Here is a 21,138-nt window from a genome sequence, read left to right as displayed (position 1 = left end):
GAGGCAGACGGTTGAGGCGGATCGGGCTGACGGGACATGATCAGGCCGCAGTCAGGCCGGCAGTCAGGCCGACGGGGCGTCGCCGGCGCCGGTCGGCATGACCGGCCGGACCTCGACGTTGCCGGACGGGCAGAGCTTGGCGAGCTCGAGCGCCTGGTCGAGGTCACGGGCCTCGATCACGTAGAACCCGCCGAGCGCCTCCTTGGTCTCGATGAACGGCCCGTCGGTGACGAGCGGCTCGGCCCCCTCGCGCTGCTTGACCGTGCTCGCCGTGCTCGACCGCTCCAGTGCCTCCCCACCGAGGATCCGCGCCCCGGCCTTCTCGACCGCCTCGGAGAAGGCGCCGTGCAGCTTCATCGCCTGCCCCCACTCCTCTGCCGTGAGGTTGTCGTACCACTCTTCGCTGTCGAACAACAGGAACATGTACTGCGCCATCGTCGGCTCCCTTGCCTAAGGCTCTTACCGGACATCTTGCTGACGAACGACGGCGAAGGGAATCGACAGCCCGCACGGAGAAGTTTTCTTGCGTACTGTTGACCATGCACTCAACAAGCCGGAGGAACGCATGGAGCACCTGGACGTCCTGATCGTCGGCGCCGGTCTGTCCGGGATCGGGGCCGCCTATCGGCTGCAGACGCGGTGCCCGGACCGGTCGTACGCGATCCTCGAAGGCCGGGACAGCCTCGGCGGGACCTGGGACCTGTTCCGCTACCCCGGCGTCCGGTCCGACTCGGACATGTTCACGCTCGGGTTCCCGTTCCACCCGTGGAAGGCGGCCAAGGCGATCGCGGACGGCCCGTCGATCCTGGAGTACCTGCACGAGACCGCGGCCACCTACGGCATCGACAAGCACATCCGGTTCGGAGAGCACGTCGTACGGGCGTCCTGGTCGTCAGCGGACGCGGTGTGGACGGTGGAGACGAGCCAGGGGTCGTACACCTGCTCCTTCTTGTATGTGTGCAGTGGGTACTACAACTACGACTCGGGCTACGTGGTCGACTTCCCGGGCCAGAGCGAGTTCCAGGGACGGGTCGTGCACCCGCAACACTGGCCCGAGGACTTGGACTACTCCGGCCAGCGCGTGATCGTCGTCGGCAGTGGCGCGACCGCGGTGACGCTCGTACCCGCCATGGCTCGGACGGCGGCGCACGTGACGATGGTGCAGCGTTCGCCGAGCTATGTGGCGTCCAGACCGGCCCACGACGCGTTCTCCGACCGGTTGCGCGCCGTACTGCCGGAGAACCTTGCACACCGGGTGATCCGCGGTAAGAACGTTGCCTTCAGCTCAGCCGTTTACAGCGCCTTCCGGAAGTGGCCGGCCCATGCTGCGTGGTTGCTGAACAGCACAGTGGCCAAGCAGTTGCCGGACTCCATTCCGGTCGACCCGCATTTCACCCCCCGCTACAAGCCCTGGGACCAGCGGCTGTGTCTGGTGCCGGACGCGGACCTGTTCGAGGTACTGCGGGACGGGTCGGCCGATGTGGTCACGGACGAGATCGAGACCTTCACGCCGACCGGTCTACGGCTGCGATCGGGTCAAGAACTCGAGGCGGACCTCATCGTCACCGCGACCGGACTCCGGATGGCTGCCCTCGGCAACATCAAGCTGACGGTCGACGGACGGGAGGTGGATCCGCACGACACCTTCGTCTACAAGCGATTGATGCTGAGCGGCGTACCGAACCTTGCCTGGTGCATCGGTTACACCAACAACTCCTGGACGCTGCGGTCGGACCTGACCTCGCAGTACGTCTGCCGGCTGCTCAACCACCTCACCGCGACCGGCACCAGCATCTGCGTCCCGGAGATCGACCCGGCCGAGTACGACGCTCCCGCCCGCCCGGTGGTCGACCTGTCCTCCGGCTACATCCAGCGCGCCGCCGCCATCCTCCCGTGCCAGGGCTCCACCGGCCCCTGGCGCTTACGGCAGAACTACCCTCGTGACCTGATCACGCTGCGGTTCGGTCCGGTCGACGACGGCACGATCCGGTTCACAGCGCCGACGGGACTGGGACCGGTGGCTGCGGACCGACGTACGTCGCGATCGGACGGATGATCTTGGGGTCGGTGGACTGCTCGAGGATGTTGGCGGACCAGCCGATCACGCGGCTGACGGCGAATGTGGGTGTGAACATCGCGCGCGGGAGGCCGCACAGTTCCATCACGACGCCGGCGTAGAACTCCACGTTGGCGTAAAGGTTGCGACCGGGCTTGAGCTCGGCCAGTACGTCGACAATCCGCTGCTCGACGGTGGTGGCGAAGTCGACCAGGTCGCCGCCGATGCCGCGAGCGATGTCGCGCAGCATCAGGGAGCGTGGGTCCTCGGTCCGGTAGACGGCGTGGCCGAAGCCCATGATCCGGTCGCCGGCGGACACCTTGGCCCGCACCCACGCGTCGATGCGATCCGGCGTACCGATCTCGTCGAGGCTGGCCAACGCCCGGTCCGGTGCGCCGCCGTGCAGCGGGCCGGAGAAGGCTCCGATCGCGCCGGCGATCGCGGAGACGACGTCCGCGCCGCTGGATGCGATCACTCGTGCGGTGAAGGTCGATGCGTTGAAACCGTGGTCCACCGTGGAGACCAGGTAGTGCTCGATCGCCGTGGCCTCGACCGCGCTCGGCACCTTGCCGGTCACCAGGTACAGCCAGTTGGCCGCTGCGGTCAGGTCCGCGCGGGGCTCCAGCGGCCCGCGGCCCTCACGAAGCCGGTACAGCGCGGCCAGGATCGTCGGCGTCACCGCACAGACGAGCATCGCGTCGGCCTTCCTGCGGTCCGGCTCGACGTCCCACAGCGGCGGGAGCTCCCGGACAGCGGCCAGCAGCGACAAGGCGGTGCGGAGACCGGCGAGCGGATTGAACTTCGGACCCGCTGCCGCGATCGCCGGCAGGACAGCCGTGACCTCATCGGGCAGCACGCGCAGCGGTGCCAGCTCCGCGATGAACCGCTCGCGCTCGGCCGCGGTCGGGAGGTGCCCCTCGAACAGCAGGAACCAGACGTCTTCGAGCGTCTTCGACTGGGCGAGATCGATCGCCGAGTACTGCCGGTAGTGGTAGAAACCCTCGTCGCCGCGCACGTCACCGAGGGTCGTCTCGGTCACCACCACGTTGCGCAGGCCCGGCGGAACATTGATTGTTGTTGACATATCTTCAGAGTTGAAGGTTGATCAACTATTGTCAATGTTGATCCAGTCAATGTAACGGCACGACGGAGCGGGGATGACCGAGCAGAGTGACGAGAATTACCTGACCACCGCCGAGGTGGCCCACCGGTTGCAGGTGAAACCGGAGACCATCTACGCGTACGTGAGCCGCGGCCTGCTGACGAGCGTTCGGGCCCGCGGCCGCCGCGGCAGCCTCTTCGCAGCCGCCGACGTGGAGCGACTGGCCGGCCGATCCATCGAGCACTCCGGCGTGGTCGAACGCATCGAGTCGAAGCTCACCCTTCTGCAAGACGACGAGCTCTACTACCGCGGCCACTCGGTCCGAGACCTCGCGACCGAGCGAACCGTCGAGGACGTCGCCCACCTGCTCTGGACCGGCGAGCTGACCGCCCAGCAACGCTTCTTCGTACAGCGTGACTCGGTCCTGCTCGCTCGATCCGCGATGGAGGTCGTCCCGGACACCGCACGCCTCACGGACCAGCTCCGCGTGGCAGTCGCCGTACTGGGAGCTGCGGACCCCCTCCGCTTCGACCTCTCCCCCGAATCGGTCACCGCGGCAGCGGGCACGCTGATCCGGACCCTCATCTCCGCACTCCCCGGCCCGACCGCCCCGGCCGCAGACACACTCGGCGCGACACTCTGGCCGAAGCTCTCGTCCCAACCACCGCGGCCGGAGCTACTCGACGCCGTACTGATCCTTCTGGCCGACCACGGTCTGGCCGTCTCCACAGTGGCAGCACGAGTGGCCGCCAGCGCCCGAGCCAACCTGTACGCGGTCGTGTCCGCAGGCCTCGGCGCCCTCGACGGGCAGTACCACGGCGCCGCGCCGACGCTCGCCTACGAGTTCCTGCAGCGAGCCCAGAAGGACCCGCTCGGCACCTTGTCGGACCAGCTGCGATCAGGCGAACCGGTCCCCGGCTTCGGCCACAGGATCTACCAGCACCACGACCCGCGCGCCGAAGTACTGCTCGGGCTGCTCGGCGACCACCCGATCGTCGAGACGGTCACCACGATCGCCGAGCGCAGGCGTGCCTTCCCCAACAGCGATCTGGCCGTGGCAGCGCTGATGCACGCCTGCGACTTCCGGCCGGATGCCGGGGACGCGTTGTTCGCGCTGGCCCGCATGATCGGCTGGACCGCGCACGCCTTGGAGGAGTACGCGGCCCCGGCCCTTCGCTTCCGCGCGATGGGCATCTACACCGGTCAGACCAACTGACCGCCTACTTCGTGGTGAGCTTGATCAGCGTCGCGGCACCAGGGGCGAGATCGAGCGGGATCGGGGCGACGCGGCGCGAGGCGTAGTTCTGATGCGCCGGCTGGAAGATCCCGACCGAGCCGACGGTCTTGTCGTTCACCGCGACGGTGGCCCGAGCGCGATCGTGGTGGGACCGGTTCGCCACCAGCACCCAGCGGGCATCCACCCCATCGTCGCGCGAGCGGAACGTGCCGACGACAACCGGACTGCCGGTGACGGACGTGACCAGATCGGTCGGCGCGAAGGCGACCGCTCCGTTCGGCAGCGGAGTCTCGTTGGCATGACCAACCGACTCGGAGACCAGCGGCTTGAGCTCACGGCCGACCTGGTGAAGCCAGGTGGTGTTGATCTGCCGAGCGGCGGCATACCGCGGGGTGCGGCGGCCGTCGACGGTGATCAATGCCGGACCGAATCCCTCGCCGCGCGCAGCCTCCGGCGTCCAGTAGGTGAAGTACTGAATGCCCTTCGCACCGTAGGCGAGGCTGATGTTGATCTGCCAGAGCAACTCGGCGGCGGTCGGCTCGCGGTGGTTGTTGCAGGCAAGCGTCTGGATGAACACCCAGGACGGGATGTCGCCATGCAGCGCGGCGTCGCGGACGATCGCCCAGTTGTGGAAGTAGTTCGCGTCCTCGCGTCCCTCCGACAGCAACGGATACCGGTCGAACGAGATCAGCGAGGGCTTCACCACGTCAACGAAGGACTGGTAGTACGCCGGGTCGTCCGACGGCAGCAGGTTGATGTACGGCAGTAGCTGCGGCGCGAGCTCACGAGAGATCGCCAGGGCCTTCGCCAGCGTGGCGAACCAGCCCGCGCCGGGTTCGTCGTAGAAGTTGAAGCCGGCCAACGACGAGTACGGCCCGTACGCGTCCCGGGCGCGGGTGTAGAGCTCGCTCGCCTCGGCCGGGGTGACGCTGAGGAAGTCCGTGGGGGTGTCGGAGATCGAGAACCAGCGGGACATGTTCCGGATCTGGATGTCGTCCGAGATCAGCATCTTCAACCCGGCCGTGCGGGCGAGGTCGAGCTGGTACTGGAAGATGTTGCCGTCACCGGCGTAGTTGCCCGAGATGACGAAGTCGAAGCCCGCGGACTTGATCTCCGCGAACCGCTCCGCCGTACTCGCGTACGGATGCGGCGGCCAGAACAACCCGATCGGGAAGTCCGGCCCACCCGTCAGCGGCAGCACATCCGGCGACGGGATCGCGGCCGCAGCAGGTACGCCGCCGGCCGCAGAAGCAACCGAAGTCGCGGCGACCGTTGAGGCGGTGGCGGCGGTCAGAGCGGTAGCACCGGCACCGAGGAGCACGGTGCGGCGGGACGGGCCAAGGACGCGGTGCGGGCTTTGCATGGTTCTCCTCGGGAGGGCGGTCAAGCGGAGACTGCTTGGGGTCAGGTACGGCGGCGATGCGTGGAAACGGCGTCGGCCGTGGCGTCGAAGGCTTGTTCGGCCAGCGGATAGTCGCGTTGGGCGACGCCGAGATAGAGGGCATCCAGGACAATCATCTGGGCGTGCCGCCCGGACAGACCGCCGGTGCGGAAGGTGATATCGCGAGCGGCCGTCACCAGGACGATGTCCGCCGCGCGGCCCAACGGCGAGCGCGGGTAGTTGGTGATGGCAACGGTCGTCGCACCCTGACGGCCGGCTCGGTCCAGGGGTTCGAGCACCTCGACGGTCTCGCCACTGTGCGAGATGCCGATCGCCACATCGCCGATACCGAGCAGTGCCGAGCTGGCCAGCGCCGTGTGCACATCGCTCCACGTGCTGGCACCCCGCCCGATCCGGTGCAGCCGGAGCCGGAGGTCCTCGGCGACCGACGCCGACCCGGCGACGGCGTACAGATCGATCCGGCGGGCGTCGGAGATTGCCTGGACCGCCCGTCCCAGCGCAGCGACATCGAGGGCCGCGACCGTGTCCTCGAGGGCGCGGGTGTCGGCGTGCAGCAGAGTCCGGAGTACGTCGTCCAGCGAGTCGGCCGGCCCGACGTCGGAGCCGGTCCCCCGCTCCCAGCTGAGGCTGGTCCGGCCACTCTCGGCAGCGAGCGCGAGCCGGAGTTCGGCGTACCCGGACAGGCCGAGCGCGAGGCAGAACCGGGTCACGCTCGGCAGTGACGTACCGCAGCGGGCCGCGAGCTGACCGATCGTCGAGCCGGCCACCGCGGCCGGGTCCCGGAGGACCTCGGTCGCGATCCGGGTCTGCGCCGGGCTGAGCGCCGGCAGCAGACCGTGGATCCGCGCTTCCAGGCTGGGCCGCGGTGACTCGGCGACGACGGTCATGTGAATTATTCTCAGAGCATCACCGACCAGATTGCAAGAGTTCACATCCGACGAATCGTGAACCCGTCCGACTGACCACCAGCGAGCAGTACGTCGATCCCGCCGCTCAGCACGTAGACACCACCCGGGGTCACGGCAGCCGTGGTCGGTCCACTGACCGGCCAGGCGATACTCGAGACGACCCGAGCGCTGCGGTAGTGGTCCGCACTGCGCAGGACCGTGACCGCCTCCTTGCCCGGAGCACCCAACTTGTTGGTGACAGCAACCAGGCGGCCATCAGCCAATCGAGCCAGACCGTCACCACCGACGAGCGCGACACCGGTCGAGACCGCGGAAATCCTTCCACGTAAGGTGATCCGGAACAGTTTCCCGGTGTCGTAGCGAACCGTCAGCAGGAAGCCGGCCGGATCCCAGACGATGCCGTTGGCACCGATCGTGTCACTGTGCAGCCGCGCATCGCGGACCAGCACCGAGGCCCGGCCCAACGGGCTGATCCGATAGATCGCGTCGGCCGCCGGATCCGTGACATAGGCGTTGCCCAGGGCATCGATCGCGAGATCGTTCACGCTGTGCCGACCGCCGGCCGGGTTCAACCGGGTCGTGTTCAGATTGACGCGCCGCTCCAACCGGCCGGTGCGCAGGTTGTAGATGGCAACCCCGGACTGCTTGTACGTCGTCGCGTCCGACGAGCGCTCACCGTTGCCGATGTCGCCGTACGTGACCAGGAAGCGGTTCCGGACCGCGTCGACATGCAGCCCGAAGGTGGAAACGCCGGGCGCCACGGCGAACGGATGCGGTACGCCGTCGCGCCCGACGACCGAGATGCGCCCGGTCGCGAGTGAGCCGATCAGGAACGCCTGCCGGGTGGGATCCCAGGCGATCCCCTCCGGATAGCGGTCAACAGTCCGGCCGTGGATCTCCACCGGCAACCCGCTCGGCGTAGCGGCTGCCGGCGCAGCGACAGCGGTCAGAGCGAACACGACCGCGGCAACCAAATGACGAAGCTTCATTGCTCAACCTCTCCAGAAGGCGGATACGAACACAGAGACTAATCAGTGCTCTGATAGTCGTCAATGCATATATCACCGACGCTGTTCGTACGATGGACCCCATGCGGATGTCCTTCGACCAGCGGCTCGGTAGTCACCTCAAGCGGGTCGAGCAAGAACTGCAGACGGTGAAGGCGGCCGCCGTGAAGCCGGCCGGCCTCACGGTGCCGCAGTACGCCGCCCTCTTCGTCCTCGACGAACAGCCGGGGATCTCAGCCGCCGAGCTGGCGCGCAGATGTGCCGTCACTCCGCAGACGATGACGACGATCCTGCGCAATCTGGAGTCGGCCGGGATGATCGAGCGCACCCCGCATCCGCTGCACAAGCATGTGATCGAGACCCGCCCGACCCCGGCCGGACGGAAGGCCCTCGATCAGGCCGACGAGCGCGCGGCCGGCGTCGAACGCAGACTGGCCGCGGCGTTCAGCGAGGAGGAACTCGACACCCTCCGAGCCCTCCTCGCCCGCGTCTCCGAGTCCCTGACCTCAGACCCGATCCTCAAGACCTAGAACAGCGCCGCCATCAGGCGGCGGCGGGCCTTCATCACCCGGTCGTCATCGGCACCGACGACCTCGAAGAGCTCGAGCAGGTGCAGCCGCACCGCGTTCCGCTCATCCCCCGCGGTCGCCTGGATCGTGCTGATCAGCCGGCTGAACGCATCGTCGATGTGCCCACCCATCAGATCGACGTCCGCGACCAGCATCTGCGCCTCGACGTCGGTCGGGTTGTCCGCGGCCCGCGTCCGTACGTCCGCCGGCACGTCCTGCGTCCGCTTCACCAACTGCACCCGCGCCAGCCCCGACTTCGCCTCGGCGTCGTTCGGCGTCTCCTTGAGCAGCTCCTCGTACGCCGCGATCGCGCCATCGAGGTCACCCGAACCGACCGCGTCCTCCGCCTTCTCGTAGCGCGGGTTCGCCGCCGGCTCCTCGTCCTCCGCCGGCTCGGCTACGGGGCCAACCGGCTCGGCGCGCCCGGTGATGCCGTTCGCGACCGCCACGGTGAGCAGCTGGTCGAGGTACTGCCGGACCTCCGGCTCACCGAGGACACCCTGGAACAGCGGGACCGGCTGACCGCGCAGGATCGCGATCACGACCGGCACACCCTGCACACCGAACGCCTGGGCCACCTGCGGGCTCGCGTCGACGTCGACCCGGGCCAGCAGGAACTTCCCGGCGTACTCGGTCGACAGCTTGGTCAGCACCGCACCGAGCTCGCTCGCGCCCTGAGCGCGCGGCGACCACAGCTCGACCACGACCGGCGCCTGGATGGAGCGCTCGATCACGTCGGTCTGGAAGTTCGCCTCGGTCACGTTCAGCACGTACGCACCGCCGGCACCGCCACCCGCGGGAGCACCGGGCGCGCTCGCACCGCCGGGAGCACCTGCAGGCTTGCGCAGGGACGACAGATCGATCGCCCCAGGACGGGAGAAGTTCGACTGGCTCACGACTGCCCTCGCATTCGGTTCACGTTCACTGGTCTATCTTCCCCGACCGGGGTCAAGAGTGGTGCGCCCGGGTCGCCAGCAGAAGCCGGGCCAGACCGCTTCGGGTGCCCGCGACCGCGATCCGGTCGCCGGCACCGACCGTGTGGCCGTACTCCGGAGTCCAGTCCCAACCGCCTTCCCCACCCTGCCACGCCAGCACCCGCAGCCCGCCGGCCTCGTCCAGCTCGCCCAGCCGCAGCCCGACCGCGACCGAACCAGGCTCGACGGTGACCTCGGTGAGCAGGAGGACACGACGACCGGCCGGAACCGTCACCTGACTGCGCCGGTTCGCCACCGCGGCGGCGATCGCCGGTGCGACCAGCATCGACACCGACCGGCTGTGCCCGAGCCCGAGCTGCCGCTCGACCCGCTGGGCCAGGTCGTGATCGAACATTCGCATCGTGATCCGCGCATCGGGGTTCAGATCGCGGACCACCATCGCCGATTCCAGGTTGGTGATGTCCCCGTTGGTGATCGCGAGCACCGACTGACACCGCTGCACACCGGCCGACCGCAGTGTCTCCTCGTTGCTGCTGTCCCCGATCACCACCGGGATCCGGAGCCGATGCGCGGTCTGTACGCCGGGAGCGTCGTCATTCTCCTCGACCCCGACCACCGCGACACCCCGCTCGGCCAGGATCTCGATGACCCGGGCGCCGACCGTACCGAGACCACAGACGATCACGTGGTTGCGCGGCCGCCCGCGAACGCCACCGATCACCCGCGACAGCCGGGCCCCGATCAGCGAGTCGACGACGACGGCGGTCAGCAACGCCATCAGCACGATGCCGGTCAACTGCACCACGACCGAGGCCACCTTCACCCAGGGCGGCGCACCGGAGAACCGGTCGTCCTCGATCCCCGCGGACGTCACCGCACCGGCCGAGAGATACACCGCGCGCCACCACTCGATGTGGCCGAGAAAGTGGATGAGCGCGGTTCCGCAGACGATCAGGATCGCCATCACCGCAGCGATCCGCCGTACCCGCCGATCGAAGATGTCGCGCATCCCCATCAGCCAACCGGCCCGGCGTACGTCCTTGGTCCGCCAGATCGACCGGACGCCGGTGCCAAGAACGATGTCGCCGTCGGGGTCCGAGCTGGACATTGGCAACAGGTCCGGCGTCGCCGACGAGGTCGTATCGGCCAGAACGGTCAGATGCGGTGCCCGGATCAGGTCGGCCTGACCCGCGACCAGGCGGCGACCGCCGATCTCGAGCCAAGTGAGCTCGTCGTCCTCCAGTGCATCCGACACGAACGCCGGCGCGGCCAACGACGGACCGGAGATCACCAGGCAATCACCCAGCAGGGTGTGCAACTGCTTGCCCAACCGCGGGTTGACCATCTGCACGATGATGCGCAGATCGGGATCCATCTCCCGAGCAGTCAGCGCGGTGTGGACGTTGTGGACGTCATCGGTGTCCAGCAGCACCAGGGCCTGCGCGGTCGACCGCTTCCCGTCGACACCGTCGATCCCGGCTCGCCGGAGCAGGCTCTCACTCACGACGCGTACGCCGATCACGTGCGCACCGAGCTCGTTGATCCGGTCGTAGTGCCGGGACCCGGGGTTGACGATCGCGGTCACCCGTTCGCCCGAGCTCACCAGTTCGGTGACGACTCGCAGCATGTTGCGGTCCGACCCGACGACCACCACGGTGCGCCCGTCGAGCGGCTCGTCGGTGGGCGGAGGCGGTGGTGGCGGATCCGTCGGCTCGTCAGAATCGGGCGGGCTCTCGGTATTCTCCCCACTGTTCCCGAAGAACGTGACAGATTTCCCCCATCGTGGCCTCCGCACGCGCTGCCTCCAGCATGGGCTCGATCAGGTTGCCAGTTCCCCTGGCTGCCTCCACCAAAGCCGCAAGCGTACGACGGACCTGGTCCTCATCGCGGTGTGTCTTGCGCGCCGCGAGTACGCGGCACTGTTCGACCTCGACCTCGTGGGACACCCGGAGGATCTCCAGCTCGCCGGAGACGGTGTCGGTCAGCGTGTTCACGCCGACGATCTTCTTCTCGCCCTTCTCCAGTTTCTGCTGGTACTCGAAGGCCGCGTCGGCGATCTCGGCCATGAACCAGCCGTCCTCGATCCCGCGCAGGATGCCGCCGGTCATGGTCTCGTCCGGGCTCATCTCCTTGATCCGGGCAAAGATCTCCTCGGCCTCCGCCTCGATCTTGTCCGTGAGCGCCTCGACGTACCAGGACCCGCCGAGCGGGTCGGCGACGTTCGTGACGCCGATCTCCTCCATCAGCACCGACTGCGTGCGCAGCGCGATCTCGGCCGACTCCTCGCTGGGCAGTGCGAGCGTCTCGTCGAGCGCATTGGTGTGCAGCGAGTTGGTACCACCGAGGATCGCGGCCAGCGCTTCGACAGCCGTCCGTACGACGTTGTTGTACGGCTGCTGCGCCGTCAGCGACACCCCGGCCGTCTGGGTGTGGAATCGCAGCCACTGTGCCTTGTCAGTCTTGGCGCCGTACACGTCGCGCAGCCAACGGGCCCAGATCCGGCGGGCGGCCCGGAACTTGGCGATCTCTTCGAAGAAGTCCAGGTGGCTGTCGAAGAAGAACGACAGGCCGGGTGCGAACACGTCGACGTCGAGTCCGCGGGACAGGCCCAACTCGACGTACCCGAAGCCGTCGGCGAGCGTGTAGGCGAGCTCCTGGCCGGCCGTCGAACCCGCCTCGCGGATGTGATAGCCGGAGACACTCAGCGGCTTGTACGCCGGGATCGTCGCGGCGCAGTACTCCATCAGGTCACCGATCAGGCGGAGATGCGGTTCCGGTGGGAACAGCCACTCCTTCTGCGCGATGTACTCCTTGAAGATGTCGGTCTGCAGGGTCCCGTTGAGCTTGCTGATGTCGGCGCCCTGCCGCTCGGCCGCGACCAGATACATCACGAAGGCCGGGACGGCCGGGCCGGAGATCGTCATCGAGGTCGTGACGTCCTGCAGCGGGATGTCCTTGAACAGCCGGTCCATGTCCGCGGCCGAGTCGATCGCGACACCACAGTGGCCGACCTCGCCGAGCGACTTGGGGTCGTCGGAGTCGCGGCCCATCAGCGTCGGCATGTCGAACGCGACGGACAGACCGCCACCGCCGCCGTTCAGGATCATCCGGTACCGCTCGTTGGTCTGCTCGGCGTTGCCGAAGCCGGCGAACTGGCGGATCGTCCAGGTCCGGCCGCGGTACCCGGTCGCGTACAGACCACGGGTGAACGGGAACTCGCCCGGCCAGCCGATCCGCTCCATCCGCGGGTCGTCCACACCCTCGGGAGGGCCGTAGGCAGGCTCGACCTCGGTGCCGGACAGCGTGGTGAAGTCCGCTTCGCGCTTGCGCGCCGCGTCGTACCGCTGCTGCCACCGGCTCCGGCCGGCGCCGATCTGCTCGGCATCCATCAGTCAGACCTCCTAGAGGGGTGGTCCCCAAAATACTAGGACGTCCAACTATTTCCAACTGCGGACATGCGGCACTCACCAACCAGCCCTGTGCAGGACTTGTAGCCGCGCGCTGAGCGTGCGGAGCCGGCGGACGGCGAGGTTGGTGAGTGCTGGGGGTCCGGGGTTACCCCGCGAGCCGCAACCCCCGCCGCCGCGCCTGCTCCCGTGGGTCGGGGACGGGCGCCGCCTCGAGGAGGCGGATCGTGTAGGGGTCCTGGGGCGAGCGGAGGACCGACTCGCGGTCGCCTTGTTCGACGAGCTTGCCCTGGCTCATGACGGCGACGCGTTCGCAGACCTGGTCGACCACGGCGAGGTCGTGGCTGATGAACAGGCAGGCGAAGTGCAGCCGGTCCTGGATCGACCGGAGCAGCTCCAACACAGTCGCCTGGACGGAGACGTCGAGCGCCGACGTGGGCTCGTCCGCGATCAGGAGGTCAGGGTCGAGCGAGATAGCACGCGCGATCGAGACGCGTTGACGTTGGCCACCGGAGAGCTCGTGGGGGTACCGCCCGGCCCAGCCCCGCGGCAGTTCGACGCTGTCCAGCAACTCCTCGACCCGCCCACGCAGCTCACCACCTCGTACGCCACGATGCACCGCCAGCGGCTCACCCACCGACTGCCCGATCGTGGCGCGCGGGTTCAGCGAGCCAGTCGGATTCTGGAACACCACGCCGATTCGCGCCCGGGTCTTCCGCAGGTCGGACGACGACGCGCTGGTGAGCGCCTGACCGGCGACCCGGACCTCGCCCGAGGTGATCGGCGCGAGCCCGAGCACGGACTTGCCGATCGTCGACTTCCCGGACCCCGACTCCCCCACCAGACCGGTGAACTCCCCCGGCTTCAGCTCCAGACTCACGTGGTCGACGGCAAGAACCGTCTTCCCCCGACGCCCGCGATACTCGACGACGAGATCCTCTACAGACAACGCCAACGGGCCTTCGGCCGACGGGATCTCAACGGTCTCCCGGATCCCGCCTCGCGGCACCGCATCCAGCAACGCCTGGGTGTAGGGCTCGGCCGGCCGGTCGAACAACGCATGCACCTCGGCCGTCTCGACCACGGATCCCTTGCGCATGACAACGACCCGGTCGGCTACGTCGGCGACCACGCCCATGTCGTGCGTGATGATCATGATCGCGCCGGAGATCTTCGACCGCATCGCCAGCAGTACGTCGAGAACCTCCTGCTGCACGGTGACATCGAGCGCGGTCGTCGGCTCGTCCGCGATCAGCAGCTCCGGATCACAGGCGACCGCGATCGCGATCATCACCCGCTGGCACTGACCGCCGGACAACTGATGCGGGTAGTACTTGAACCGCGACTCGGGAATCTCGACCATCCGCAGGAGCTCGAGCGCCCGCTCCCGCGCCTCGCCCCGGGACAGCGACGGCTGATGCGCCCGGACCATCTCGACCAGCTGCGACCCGATCGTGAACACCGGGTCGAGCGCGCCGACCGGATCCTGGAAGATCATCGCGATCCGCCCACCACGCAACGCGGTCAGTTCACCCCGCGACATCGACAGCACATCATCGCCACCGAAGCTGATCCGGCCGCCCACGGCAGCGTTCGACGGCAACAACCCGAGCGCAGCCAACGCGGTCACGCTCTTACCCGAGCCCGACTCGCCAACGACCGCAAGGACCTCACCCGGCCGGACTCCGAAGCTGACCCCGTCCACCGCGCGATGCGTCGTACCGCCGACGCTGAAGTCGACGGTCAGCTCTTCGAAGGTCAGGACTTCGTCGCTCACTCGCCCTCCCCTTTATCCGACGCAGCATCGAGTTTGTCCTTGTATTCCTGCCAATCCACCAGCATCTTCTTGTGGTACGACGCCAGCCACTCGAAGTAGTTGCGCGCGTTCCGCAGCCGCTTCCGCGGACCGGGCATCCCTTCCGGCAGCTCGGCCAGCATGTCCTCGAACACCTGCCGCTGCTTGCCCAGCGACCGCCGCTCGCCCGCGAGGAAGCTCCCCCAGACGTCGTCCTCGACCTTGAAGTAGTGGCTGCGATCCCCCGGTACGGCGTGCCGCGCGATGAACCCGAGATCGATCAGGCGACGCGTCGTACTCGAGATCGATCCGGCACTCGCGGACAGTGCCCGGGCGAGCTCGGCCGAGGAGACGTACGGTTTGTTGCTCACCATCAGATAGCCGAGCACCCGCCCCTCCATCCGGGGCGAGCCTGCCAGCTCTCTGAGCAGGGCGAACTGTTCGACGAAGTCCGCGCGGCGGGAATCCTCCTCCCACTCTTCGTCGTCCATCAGGGCCTCCTCGCCAACGCATGCACGTCGGCCTCGGCGATCTGCGCCGTACGCCGGGCCCGGAACACCTCGACCGGCCAGCGCGTGCTGCCGCCGTACCGGACCAGCGACGGCTGCCCGTCTGCGTCCCAGCTGTAGACGACCTTCTCGCCGATCGAGCCGTAGCCTGCCGTGGGTACGACGGCCAGCGTGTTCTCGTCGATGACCTGGAGCTCCTCGAAGGTGTCGACCGGGTCCGCCGCGGCCGGGAAGAACGCGATCAGGCGACCACCGAGCAGCGCGATGTTGAGCACGCCCATCATGTTCGCGAAGCTGCCGCAGAACCGGCTCGCGTCGATGTCGCTCGGCACCTGGGTGTCGGCCGGCGGCTCGGCGGCCAGGTTGAGCAGCTTGACCACGCCGGTCGCGAGCGGGCCTGCCGGTCCACCGACGCAGTTGGTGAGCACGGACACGACGATCTGGTCCGTCGGGTCGATGAAGGTCCGGGTGATGTGGCCCGGGTACCCGCCGCTGTGCCCGACCAGCCGCCGTCCGCCGATCGTGACGATGTCCATGCCCAGCCCGTACCGGCCGATTTCCTTGCCGAAGGCATTCACCAGGCTCTCGTCCCGCTGCAGCAGTCGCTTGCTGGCGTCGGAGATCAGCTCATCCGCGCCGAAGAAGTGCGCGGCGCCGTACGTCGTCAGCTCCTCGGCGGTCGAGTAGAACCCGGTGGCCGCCGCCATCGCACGGGTGTCCACATGCGGGATGACCTCGCGTACGTCGGCGCCGTCAAGCAGACCGGTGTGCCCGGCGGCGTACTCGGCGGCCCGCTGCGGATCCCATTCGGCGCCGGTCCTGGTCAGTCCCAACGGTTCCACGATGTTGGCCGCGACATAGTCGCCGTACGACGATCCGCTCGCGGACTCGATCACCAGGCCGAGCAGGGAGTAGCCGATGTTCGTGTACTTGAAGTGCTCGTTGCGCTCGAAGACCTGGCCGTCCGAGCGGCACAGGTCGATCAGCGACGCCCGGTCCGGGAACGGCTCCATCAGCTGCCAGTAGTCCTTGTCCACGCCGTCGCGGATCACGCCGCCCTGGTGGCCGAGCAGTTCGCGGACCGTCACCGGAGCCAGTGCGGTGCCGGCCAGTTCACCGACGTACTGCGCGACCGGGTCGTCGAGACGGACCTTGCCCTGCTCGACGAGCTGCATGATCGAGGTCGCGGTGAACGTCTTGCTGTGCGACGCGATCCGGAACAGGTGGTCCGTCGCCAGCGGCGTCCCGGCGACCTCGTCACCGTGGCCGAGCGCGGTCGACAGGACGAGCTCATCACCGACCCGGATCGCCGCCTGCACTCCAGGGGTGCGGAGGTAGCGGCGTTGGTAGTCGAGCCAGCTCTCGATCGCGGGAGCGGCTTCGCGGGCGGTGTTCAGGTCGTAGGACAAGGCGGGGTCCGTTCTGTTGAGGCCATGGATGGTGGATGTCATTCAGGAGCGTCCCTTCGGGTTCACCGCATCGCGAAGTACGTCCCCGAGGGTGATCAGGCTCAGTACGGTCGCGGCGAGGAAGATGCCCGGATAGATCAGGGTGTGCGGTGCCTGCTGGAACCGCGACTGCGCGGTGGCGAGCTGCAGGCCCCACGAGATCGACGGCGCCCGCAGGCCGAGGCCGAGGAAGGTCAGCGTCGACTCGGCCACGATCACGCCGCCGACTGTCAGCGTCGCGACCGCGAGGACCGGGCCGATCGAGTTCGGCAGCACGTAGTGGCTGAGGATCCGCCGGGTCGGGAATCCCATCGCCTTCGCAGCCTGGACGTACTCCGCGTCCCGCGTGGCGCGAACCGTGGTCCGAACCATCCGGGCCAGCGCCGGCCAGGAGAACACCGCGAGTACGAGCGAGACCGACAGCACGGACCGATCGCCCAGGCCGTTCAGTACGACGATCGCCCCGAGCAGGAACGGGAAGCCTAGGAACACGTCGGTCAGCCGGGCCAGCACCGAGTCCGTCCAACCACCGACGTACCCGGCGATCGTGCCGACCAGTACGGCGATCACGAGCGCGATCAGCGTGCAGACCAGCCCGACCGACAGCGACGCGCGGGCGCCGTGGACGACGTTCGCGTAGACGTCACAGCCCTGGAGATCCTGACCGAACGGGTGCCCCGGCGACGACGGATGCGCGCTGGCCGAGATGTCGCAGGCCCGCGGATCCGTGCTGGCGAACAACTGCGGGAACACCGCCAGCAGGACCAGTACGACGAGAACGCCGAGCGGCAGCCAGAACAGCACGCGGCGCCGGACGGTCGCCCAGACGCCACGACCGCCCAGCGCATCCTCTTCGACGGCTTGCGCGAGTACCTGGTCAGTCATGGCGAATCCTCGGGTCGAGGAGCGAGTTCAAGATGTCGACGATCACGCTCGTGAGCAAGAAGATCAAGATCAGAGCGGTAGCGATCCCGACCACGGTCGGTCCCTCATGCACCCGGATCGACTCGAACAACAGCTGCCCGACGCCCGGCAGGTTGAAGATCCCCTCGGTCACGACCGCGCCACCGAGCAAGGCACCTAGGTCGATCGCGAGGTAGGTCAGCACGGGGATCGACGAGTTCCGCAGCACGTGGACGCCGATCACGCGGCGCCGGGACAGGCCCTTCGCCCACAACGCGCGGACGAAGTCCGAGCTCATCGTGTCGACCACGCTGCCCCGGGTCAGCCGGGCCACGGCCGCCAGCCCGTAGATCGCCAGAACCGTTGCCGGCAGCAAGTAAGACAGCGGCCAACCGTCGGTCACGCCGGCGATCGGCAGCATCGACAGCTTCACACCGAAGACCAGCTGCGCCGTCACTGCCATCACGAAGATCGGCACCGAAGCGATCAGGATCGTGAGAATCAGTACGCCGCGATCGATCCAGGTGTTCTTCCGCAACCCGGCGATCAGGCCGAGGCCGACCCCGATCACCACCTGTATCACCCACGCGGTCAGCGCCAGCCGGATCGTCACCGGCCAACGCGTCGCCAGCCGCTCAGCCACCGACCGCCCGCGGAAGTCCACGCCGAGGTCGCCCGTAAGCAGGTGGCCGAGGTAGCGCAGGTACTGCGACCAGAGCGGATCGTTGAGGTGGTACAGCTCCCGGATCCGCTCGACGACGGCCGGCGACAACGGCTGATCTCCACCAAGACTCGAGATCGGATCGCCCGGCAGCGCGAACACGGCCGCGTAGATCGCGAACGTGACCCCGAAGAACACGAGCACGAGCTCGATCAATCGCCTGACAGTGAAGCGCAGCATCAGCCCGCCTCTCGCCGGACAGCGTCGAGGAGCGCGAAAGTGGCGGCGTACTGGACTCCGACCAGGTCCTTGATCGGGACGGCGTGCAGCTCCTGGTCGAGGCTCGCGGCCTCCTGCTGCCATTCGCCGTAGATCTCGCGGAGCCGGTGGGCCAGTGGGTGCAGTGCGGCCGCGGCGCTGCCCCGCGCGATCTCGCCGTCGAGCGCGCGCATGAGCATGCCGCCGTACCTGAGCCGGTACATGCGGTTGTTGTCCCGCAGGCCGAAGACCTCGCTGACCGTCGCGCGCCGGCCTGGATCGATCTCCGTCGCCCGCGCTCGCTCCCGACCCGGCCGCCTGAGCAGATGAGGCAGGAATGACGCGATGCCACGGACCAGCTGGGAATCGTCGGACAGGTGCGGGCGAGCCGCCTGGAAGACCTCGTCCATCACCTGCAGGTTGCCCTCGAGCTCGTCCACCACGTCGAGCAGCACCTGCTGGTACGACAGCTCGGTCTCCGCCTGGTCGTCGGCCGACGAATGCGTCCAGTAGGGCAACTCGGCGACCAGGTTCACCGTGCCGTGCCGTTCGGCGTACGCCGCTGACGAGCTGCCCGACTCGTTCGGAGTCGGCAGCCCACGCTCCTCGGCGTAGTCGTACACCGCCTGCTGCGAAATCATCCCGAAGACCGCCGGACCGATCACCTTGGCGACCGGAGTCTCGGGCTCACCGAGATCGAGCGGAAGATCGAAGGACGCGGCGATGGCGTGCAGTTCGTCGACGAAGCCCTTGAGCTTCTTGCTGACGTAGTAGTAGACGCCGCCGACCTCGGTGTTGTGCAGCGAGACCGCGATCGTCGGCTTCAGGTCGTCGATCACCCGCATCAGCGCGAGCGTCTCGGGCATCACCTGGTCGAAGTACGCGTCCTTGTACTGGAACGGGAACGACCACTCGACCTGCTCGGCCGGCGCCGGCCGGTAGAAATGGGCCGCGTAGTGGACCCGGTCGAACGGGCCGTCGAACCAGCCCTCGTTCAGCCGGGTCCCGTCGGGATCGATGCAGCCGATGACGTTCCACCGGCAGCCGGCCCGGAGGCCGGGATCGGCACACAGATCCTCGACCAGGCGGATCGCGGTCCAGAAGCCGATCGGCTCGTTCGGGTGCACCCCGGCGTACACGAGGGCCTGGTCAGGGCCCTCGCCGATCGAGTACATCGTGATCGGGTCGCCGAGTCGCGACGTACCGATCCTGCGCCGGGTGATCAGGTCCGGGTGCTTCGCGGTCAGTACGTCGAGGCGCCGGGAGATCTCGTCGACACCTGGGAAGTGGTCCAGCTCGGGGACGCGGTGAGCCCGGTCCAGATAGGTCATCAGTTGTCCGCCAGGGTGGTGTTCTCGAGCTCGAGGCCGCCGGCGCCCTCGGTCAGCTTGCCGACGCGGTCCGAGGTCGCGTACGTGTACTTCTCGAAGAACATCGGCGGGGCCGGGAAGTCCTTGATGATCGCCTTCTGCACGTCGACGTACCCGTCGATCGCCTTCTGCGGGTCGACCTGTCCGTCGGCCTTGGCGAGCAGTTGCTCGACCTGCGGGGTGTAGTACGGGATGCAGTTCACGCAGCCGCCGGCCTTGGTGTAGAAGGAGCGCAGCGTGTTCTGCTGGCTGGCGTACAGGGCACCCCAGCGGGAGAAGTACGGGCCGCTCAGGTTCTTGTCATTGCGCAGCTTCTGGAACTCGGGGAAGTCGGTGGTCGGCGTCGCGGTGACGTCCTTGAGGCCGAGGTTCTGCCGGAGCTGGTTGGCGTAGGCGTTGTAGAGGTCGTCGAGGCCGGAACCACCCGGGTACCTGATCTCCATCTTGCCGCTGAAGCCACCGGCCTCGGCCAGCAACTGCTTGGCCTTGGTCGGGTTGAACGTGCACAGCTCACCGCAGAGGTCCTTCGGCGTCCCCGGCTCACCCGGCGGGGTCAGCGCGGTGGCAGGCTCCCAGATGCCGCCGTAGATCACGTCGCTCACGGCCTTGCGGTCGATCGCCATCGAGATCGCCTGCCGGACCCGGACGTCCTGGTAGCGCTTGTCCCACAGCGGCAGCCCGAGGTAGTTCATCCCGAGGCCCTGGAAGACGTACGCGCGGTCGCCGAAGTCCTTCTTCACCTGTGTCATCCGGCTCGCCGGGACGAACAGGATGTCGGTGTTACCGGCCTGGACGTCGGTGTAGGCCGTGGTCATGTCGGTGTACGGCTTGAAGACGATCTCGTCGATGCTGGGCTTCGGGCCCTGGTAGTCGGCGTACGCCTTGACCGCCATCGGCTCGTTCTCGGTGTAGGTGCCCTCCATCTCGAACGGCCCGTTGCCGATCGGCTTCTTCGCGAACGCGTCGAGATCCTTGTACGCCGCCTCGGGCAGCGGGAAGAACCCGCTCTGCGCCTGCGACAACTGCACCGGGAACTGCCCGTCGGGGCTCTTCAGCGTGACGGTGAACGTCAGGTCGTCGACGACCTTGAGGCCGGACAGCTGGGTGGTCGTCGGCTTGCCCTTGGCCGGGTTGAGGGCGTCGTACCCGGCGATGTTGACCAGCTGGCCGCTGTTCTCCCAGGCGTTCGGGCCGTAGGCGACCGTGTTCCACGCCTTCACGTAACTCTCGGCCGTGACCTTCTCACCGTTGTGGAAGGTCCAGCCCGGGCGCAGCTTGATGGTCCAGTGCAGGGCGTCGGTGGACTTCACCGACTCCGCGTTGCGATAGGTCAGCGTTCCGTCGGCCTTGACGAACGTGAGGCTCGAGAACAGCTCCAGGATCTGCGCGAAGGCGATCGTCTGCCGGCCAGGGTTCAGGGTCACCGGGTCGCTGACGGCGTACGAGACCGACTTCGTCCCGCTGTCGGCCGAACCGCCGGAGCCACCTCCGGAACAGCCGGCCAACGCGATGGTGCCGGCGACGAGAAGGGCAGCAGCACGCTTCATGGGATCCCTCCAGCTACTTCCCGG

Annotated in this window: 18 protein-coding genes; 3 read left to right on the top strand and 15 right to left on the bottom strand. The window is 67.9% G+C overall.

Going from position 1 to position 21,138, the window contains the following annotated elements; all coding sequences use genetic code 11:
• Positions 1-63 precede the first annotated feature (63 nt).
• Entirely contained in the window at positions 64-435 is a 372-nt protein-coding gene (locus AB0L70_RS09825) for a YciI family protein (RefSeq protein ID WP_363682035.1), read from the bottom strand.
• Positions 436-523: 88 nt separating this feature from the next.
• On the opposite strand from AB0L70_RS09825, the gene AB0L70_RS09820 reads away from it, so the two are divergent.
• On the top strand, positions 524-2,056 hold the full coding sequence (locus AB0L70_RS09820; RefSeq protein ID WP_363682033.1) for an NAD(P)/FAD-dependent oxidoreductase: 1,533 nt from the start codon (positions 524-526) through the stop codon (positions 2,054-2,056).
• On the opposite strand, the gene AB0L70_RS09815 is transcribed toward AB0L70_RS09820, so the two are convergent.
• Positions 1,992-3,140, bottom strand: coding sequence for a citrate/2-methylcitrate synthase (locus AB0L70_RS09815; RefSeq protein WP_363682031.1), 1,149 nt, complete (start codon positions 3,138-3,140; stop codon positions 1,992-1,994). The genes AB0L70_RS09820 and AB0L70_RS09815 overlap by 65 nt on opposite strands.
• Before the next feature lie 73 nt (positions 3,141-3,213).
• Here AB0L70_RS09815 and AB0L70_RS09810 point away from each other — a divergent pair, with 73 nt between their 5' ends.
• Complete coding sequence (locus AB0L70_RS09810) at positions 3,214-4,374, top strand: citrate/2-methylcitrate synthase (RefSeq protein ID WP_363682029.1); 1,161 nt, start codon at positions 3,214-3,216, stop codon at positions 4,372-4,374.
• A 4-nt stretch (positions 4,375-4,378) separates the two neighbouring features.
• Here the strand turns inward: AB0L70_RS09810 and AB0L70_RS09805 are convergent, their stop codons facing one another.
• The 3 genes from AB0L70_RS09805 to AB0L70_RS09795 are packed head-to-tail and all read right to left on the bottom strand — an operon-like array spanning position 4,379 to position 7,694.
• Entirely contained in the window at positions 4,379-5,758 is a 1,380-nt protein-coding gene (locus tag AB0L70_RS09805) for a hypothetical protein (protein ID WP_363682027.1), read from the bottom strand.
• A 41-nt stretch (positions 5,759-5,799) separates the two neighbouring features.
• A complete protein-coding gene (locus AB0L70_RS09800) occupies positions 5,800-6,684 on the bottom strand; it encodes a MurR/RpiR family transcriptional regulator (protein WP_363682025.1) in 885 nt (294 codons plus the stop codon).
• A gap of 41 nt (positions 6,685-6,725) precedes the next feature.
• On the bottom strand, positions 6,726-7,694 hold the full coding sequence (locus tag AB0L70_RS09795; RefSeq protein WP_363682023.1) for a hypothetical protein: 969 nt from the start codon (positions 7,692-7,694) through the stop codon (positions 6,726-6,728).
• Between the two features lie 101 nt (positions 7,695-7,795).
• Here AB0L70_RS09795 and AB0L70_RS09790 point away from each other — a divergent pair, with 101 nt between their 5' ends.
• Complete coding sequence (locus AB0L70_RS09790; RefSeq protein WP_363682021.1) at positions 7,796-8,242, top strand: MarR family transcriptional regulator; 447 nt, start codon at positions 7,796-7,798, stop codon at positions 8,240-8,242.
• Here AB0L70_RS09790 and AB0L70_RS09785 read toward each other — a convergent pair.
• The 10 genes from AB0L70_RS09785 to AB0L70_RS09740 all read right to left on the bottom strand — a co-directional run bounded on the left by AB0L70_RS09785 (position 8,239) and on the right by AB0L70_RS09740 (position 21,114).
• The gene (locus AB0L70_RS09785; RefSeq protein WP_363682019.1) at positions 8,239-9,177 is read right to left on the bottom strand and encodes a tetratricopeptide repeat protein; all 939 of its coding nucleotides are present in this window, start codon (positions 9,175-9,177) and stop codon (positions 8,239-8,241) included. The two genes, AB0L70_RS09790 and AB0L70_RS09785, sit on opposite strands and share 4 nt — an antisense overlap.
• A 52-nt stretch (positions 9,178-9,229) precedes the next feature.
• Positions 9,230-11,011, bottom strand: a complete 1,782-nt coding sequence (locus AB0L70_RS09780; protein WP_363682017.1) for an NAD-binding protein — start codon at positions 11,009-11,011, stop codon at positions 9,230-9,232.
• Positions 10,932-12,605 carry a methylmalonyl-CoA mutase family protein gene (locus tag AB0L70_RS09775; protein WP_363682015.1) on the bottom strand — a complete coding sequence of 558 codons (1,674 nt, stop codon included), beginning with the start codon at positions 12,603-12,605 and terminating at the stop codon, positions 10,932-10,934. The genes AB0L70_RS09780 and AB0L70_RS09775 overlap by 80 nt, the downstream gene beginning before the upstream one ends.
• A 166-nt stretch (positions 12,606-12,771) precedes the next feature.
• Positions 12,772-14,400 carry an ABC transporter ATP-binding protein gene (locus AB0L70_RS09770; protein ID WP_363682013.1) on the bottom strand — a complete coding sequence of 543 codons (1,629 nt, stop codon included), beginning with the start codon at positions 14,398-14,400 and terminating at the stop codon, positions 12,772-12,774.
• A complete protein-coding gene (locus AB0L70_RS09765) occupies positions 14,397-14,909 on the bottom strand; it encodes a MarR family transcriptional regulator (protein WP_363682011.1) in 513 nt (170 codons plus the stop codon). Before AB0L70_RS09765 ends, AB0L70_RS09770 begins: the two co-directional genes overlap by 4 nt.
• Positions 14,909-16,378 (bottom strand): serine hydrolase domain-containing protein, encoded by a 1,470-nt coding sequence (locus tag AB0L70_RS09760; protein WP_363682009.1) that lies wholly within the window; start codon positions 16,376-16,378, stop codon positions 14,909-14,911. The genes AB0L70_RS09765 and AB0L70_RS09760 overlap by 1 nt, the downstream gene beginning before the upstream one ends.
• A complete protein-coding gene (locus tag AB0L70_RS09755) occupies positions 16,379-17,260 on the bottom strand; it encodes an ABC transporter permease (protein WP_363682007.1) in 882 nt (293 codons plus the stop codon).
• Positions 17,253-18,179, bottom strand: a complete 927-nt coding sequence (locus AB0L70_RS09750) for an ABC transporter permease (protein ID WP_363682005.1) — start codon at positions 18,177-18,179, stop codon at positions 17,253-17,255. The genes AB0L70_RS09755 and AB0L70_RS09750 overlap by 8 nt, the downstream gene beginning before the upstream one ends.
• Positions 18,179-19,528: a M14 family zinc carboxypeptidase gene (locus AB0L70_RS09745; RefSeq protein ID WP_363682003.1), complete on the bottom strand. Its 1,350-nt coding sequence runs from the start codon at positions 19,526-19,528 to the stop codon at positions 18,179-18,181. Before AB0L70_RS09745 ends, AB0L70_RS09750 begins: the two co-directional genes overlap by 1 nt.
• Complete coding sequence (locus tag AB0L70_RS09740; protein ID WP_363682000.1) at positions 19,528-21,114, bottom strand: ABC transporter substrate-binding protein; 1,587 nt, start codon at positions 21,112-21,114, stop codon at positions 19,528-19,530. Before AB0L70_RS09740 ends, AB0L70_RS09745 begins: the two co-directional genes overlap by 1 nt.
• Between the last annotated feature and the right edge of the window lie 24 nt (positions 21,115-21,138).

This window comes from Kribbella sp. NPDC051952 (genome assembly GCF_040680855.1).
GTDB lineage: Bacteria > Actinomycetota > Actinomycetes > Propionibacteriales > Kribbellaceae > Kribbella.
The sequence above is the reverse complement of the archived record's forward strand: the minus strand, read 5'-3'. Positions and strand labels throughout refer to the sequence as shown.

Excerpts from the sequence above, each read along its gene's own strand:
- AB0L70_RS09815 (WP_363682031.1), bottom strand. The coding sequence starts at position 3,140 with ATGTCAACAACAATCAATGTTCCGCCGGGCCTGCGCAACGTGGTGGTG.
- AB0L70_RS09750 (WP_363682005.1), bottom strand. The coding sequence starts at position 18,179 with ATGCTGCGCTTCACTGTCAGGCGATTGATCGAGCTCGTGCTCGTGTTC.
- AB0L70_RS09800 (WP_363682025.1), bottom strand. The coding sequence starts at position 6,684 with ATGACCGTCGTCGCCGAGTCACCGCGGCCCAGCCTGGAAGCGCGGATC.
- AB0L70_RS09790 (WP_363682021.1), top strand. The coding sequence starts at position 7,796 with ATGCGGATGTCCTTCGACCAGCGGCTCGGTAGTCACCTCAAGCGGGTC.
- AB0L70_RS09745 (WP_363682003.1), bottom strand. The coding sequence starts at position 19,528 with ATGACCTATCTGGACCGGGCTCACCGCGTCCCCGAGCTGGACCACTTC.
- AB0L70_RS09810 (WP_363682029.1), top strand. The coding sequence starts at position 3,214 with ATGACCGAGCAGAGTGACGAGAATTACCTGACCACCGCCGAGGTGGCC.
- AB0L70_RS09775 (WP_363682015.1), bottom strand. The coding sequence starts at position 12,605 with ATGGATGCCGAGCAGATCGGCGCCGGCCGGAGCCGGTGGCAGCAGCGG.
- AB0L70_RS09795 (WP_363682023.1), bottom strand. The coding sequence starts at position 7,694 with ATGAAGCTTCGTCATTTGGTTGCCGCGGTCGTGTTCGCTCTGACCGCT.
- AB0L70_RS09805 (WP_363682027.1), bottom strand. The coding sequence starts at position 5,758 with ATGCAAAGCCCGCACCGCGTCCTTGGCCCGTCCCGCCGCACCGTGCTC.
- AB0L70_RS09765 (WP_363682011.1), bottom strand. The coding sequence starts at position 14,909 with ATGGACGACGAAGAGTGGGAGGAGGATTCCCGCCGCGCGGACTTCGTC.
- AB0L70_RS09740 (WP_363682000.1), bottom strand. The coding sequence starts at position 21,114 with ATGAAGCGTGCTGCTGCCCTTCTCGTCGCCGGCACCATCGCGTTGGCC.
- AB0L70_RS09755 (WP_363682007.1), bottom strand. The coding sequence starts at position 17,260 with ATGACTGACCAGGTACTCGCGCAAGCCGTCGAAGAGGATGCGCTGGGC.
- AB0L70_RS09825 (WP_363682035.1), bottom strand. The coding sequence starts at position 435 with ATGGCGCAGTACATGTTCCTGTTGTTCGACAGCGAAGAGTGGTACGAC.
- AB0L70_RS09760 (WP_363682009.1), bottom strand. The coding sequence starts at position 16,378 with ATGACATCCACCATCCATGGCCTCAACAGAACGGACCCCGCCTTGTCC.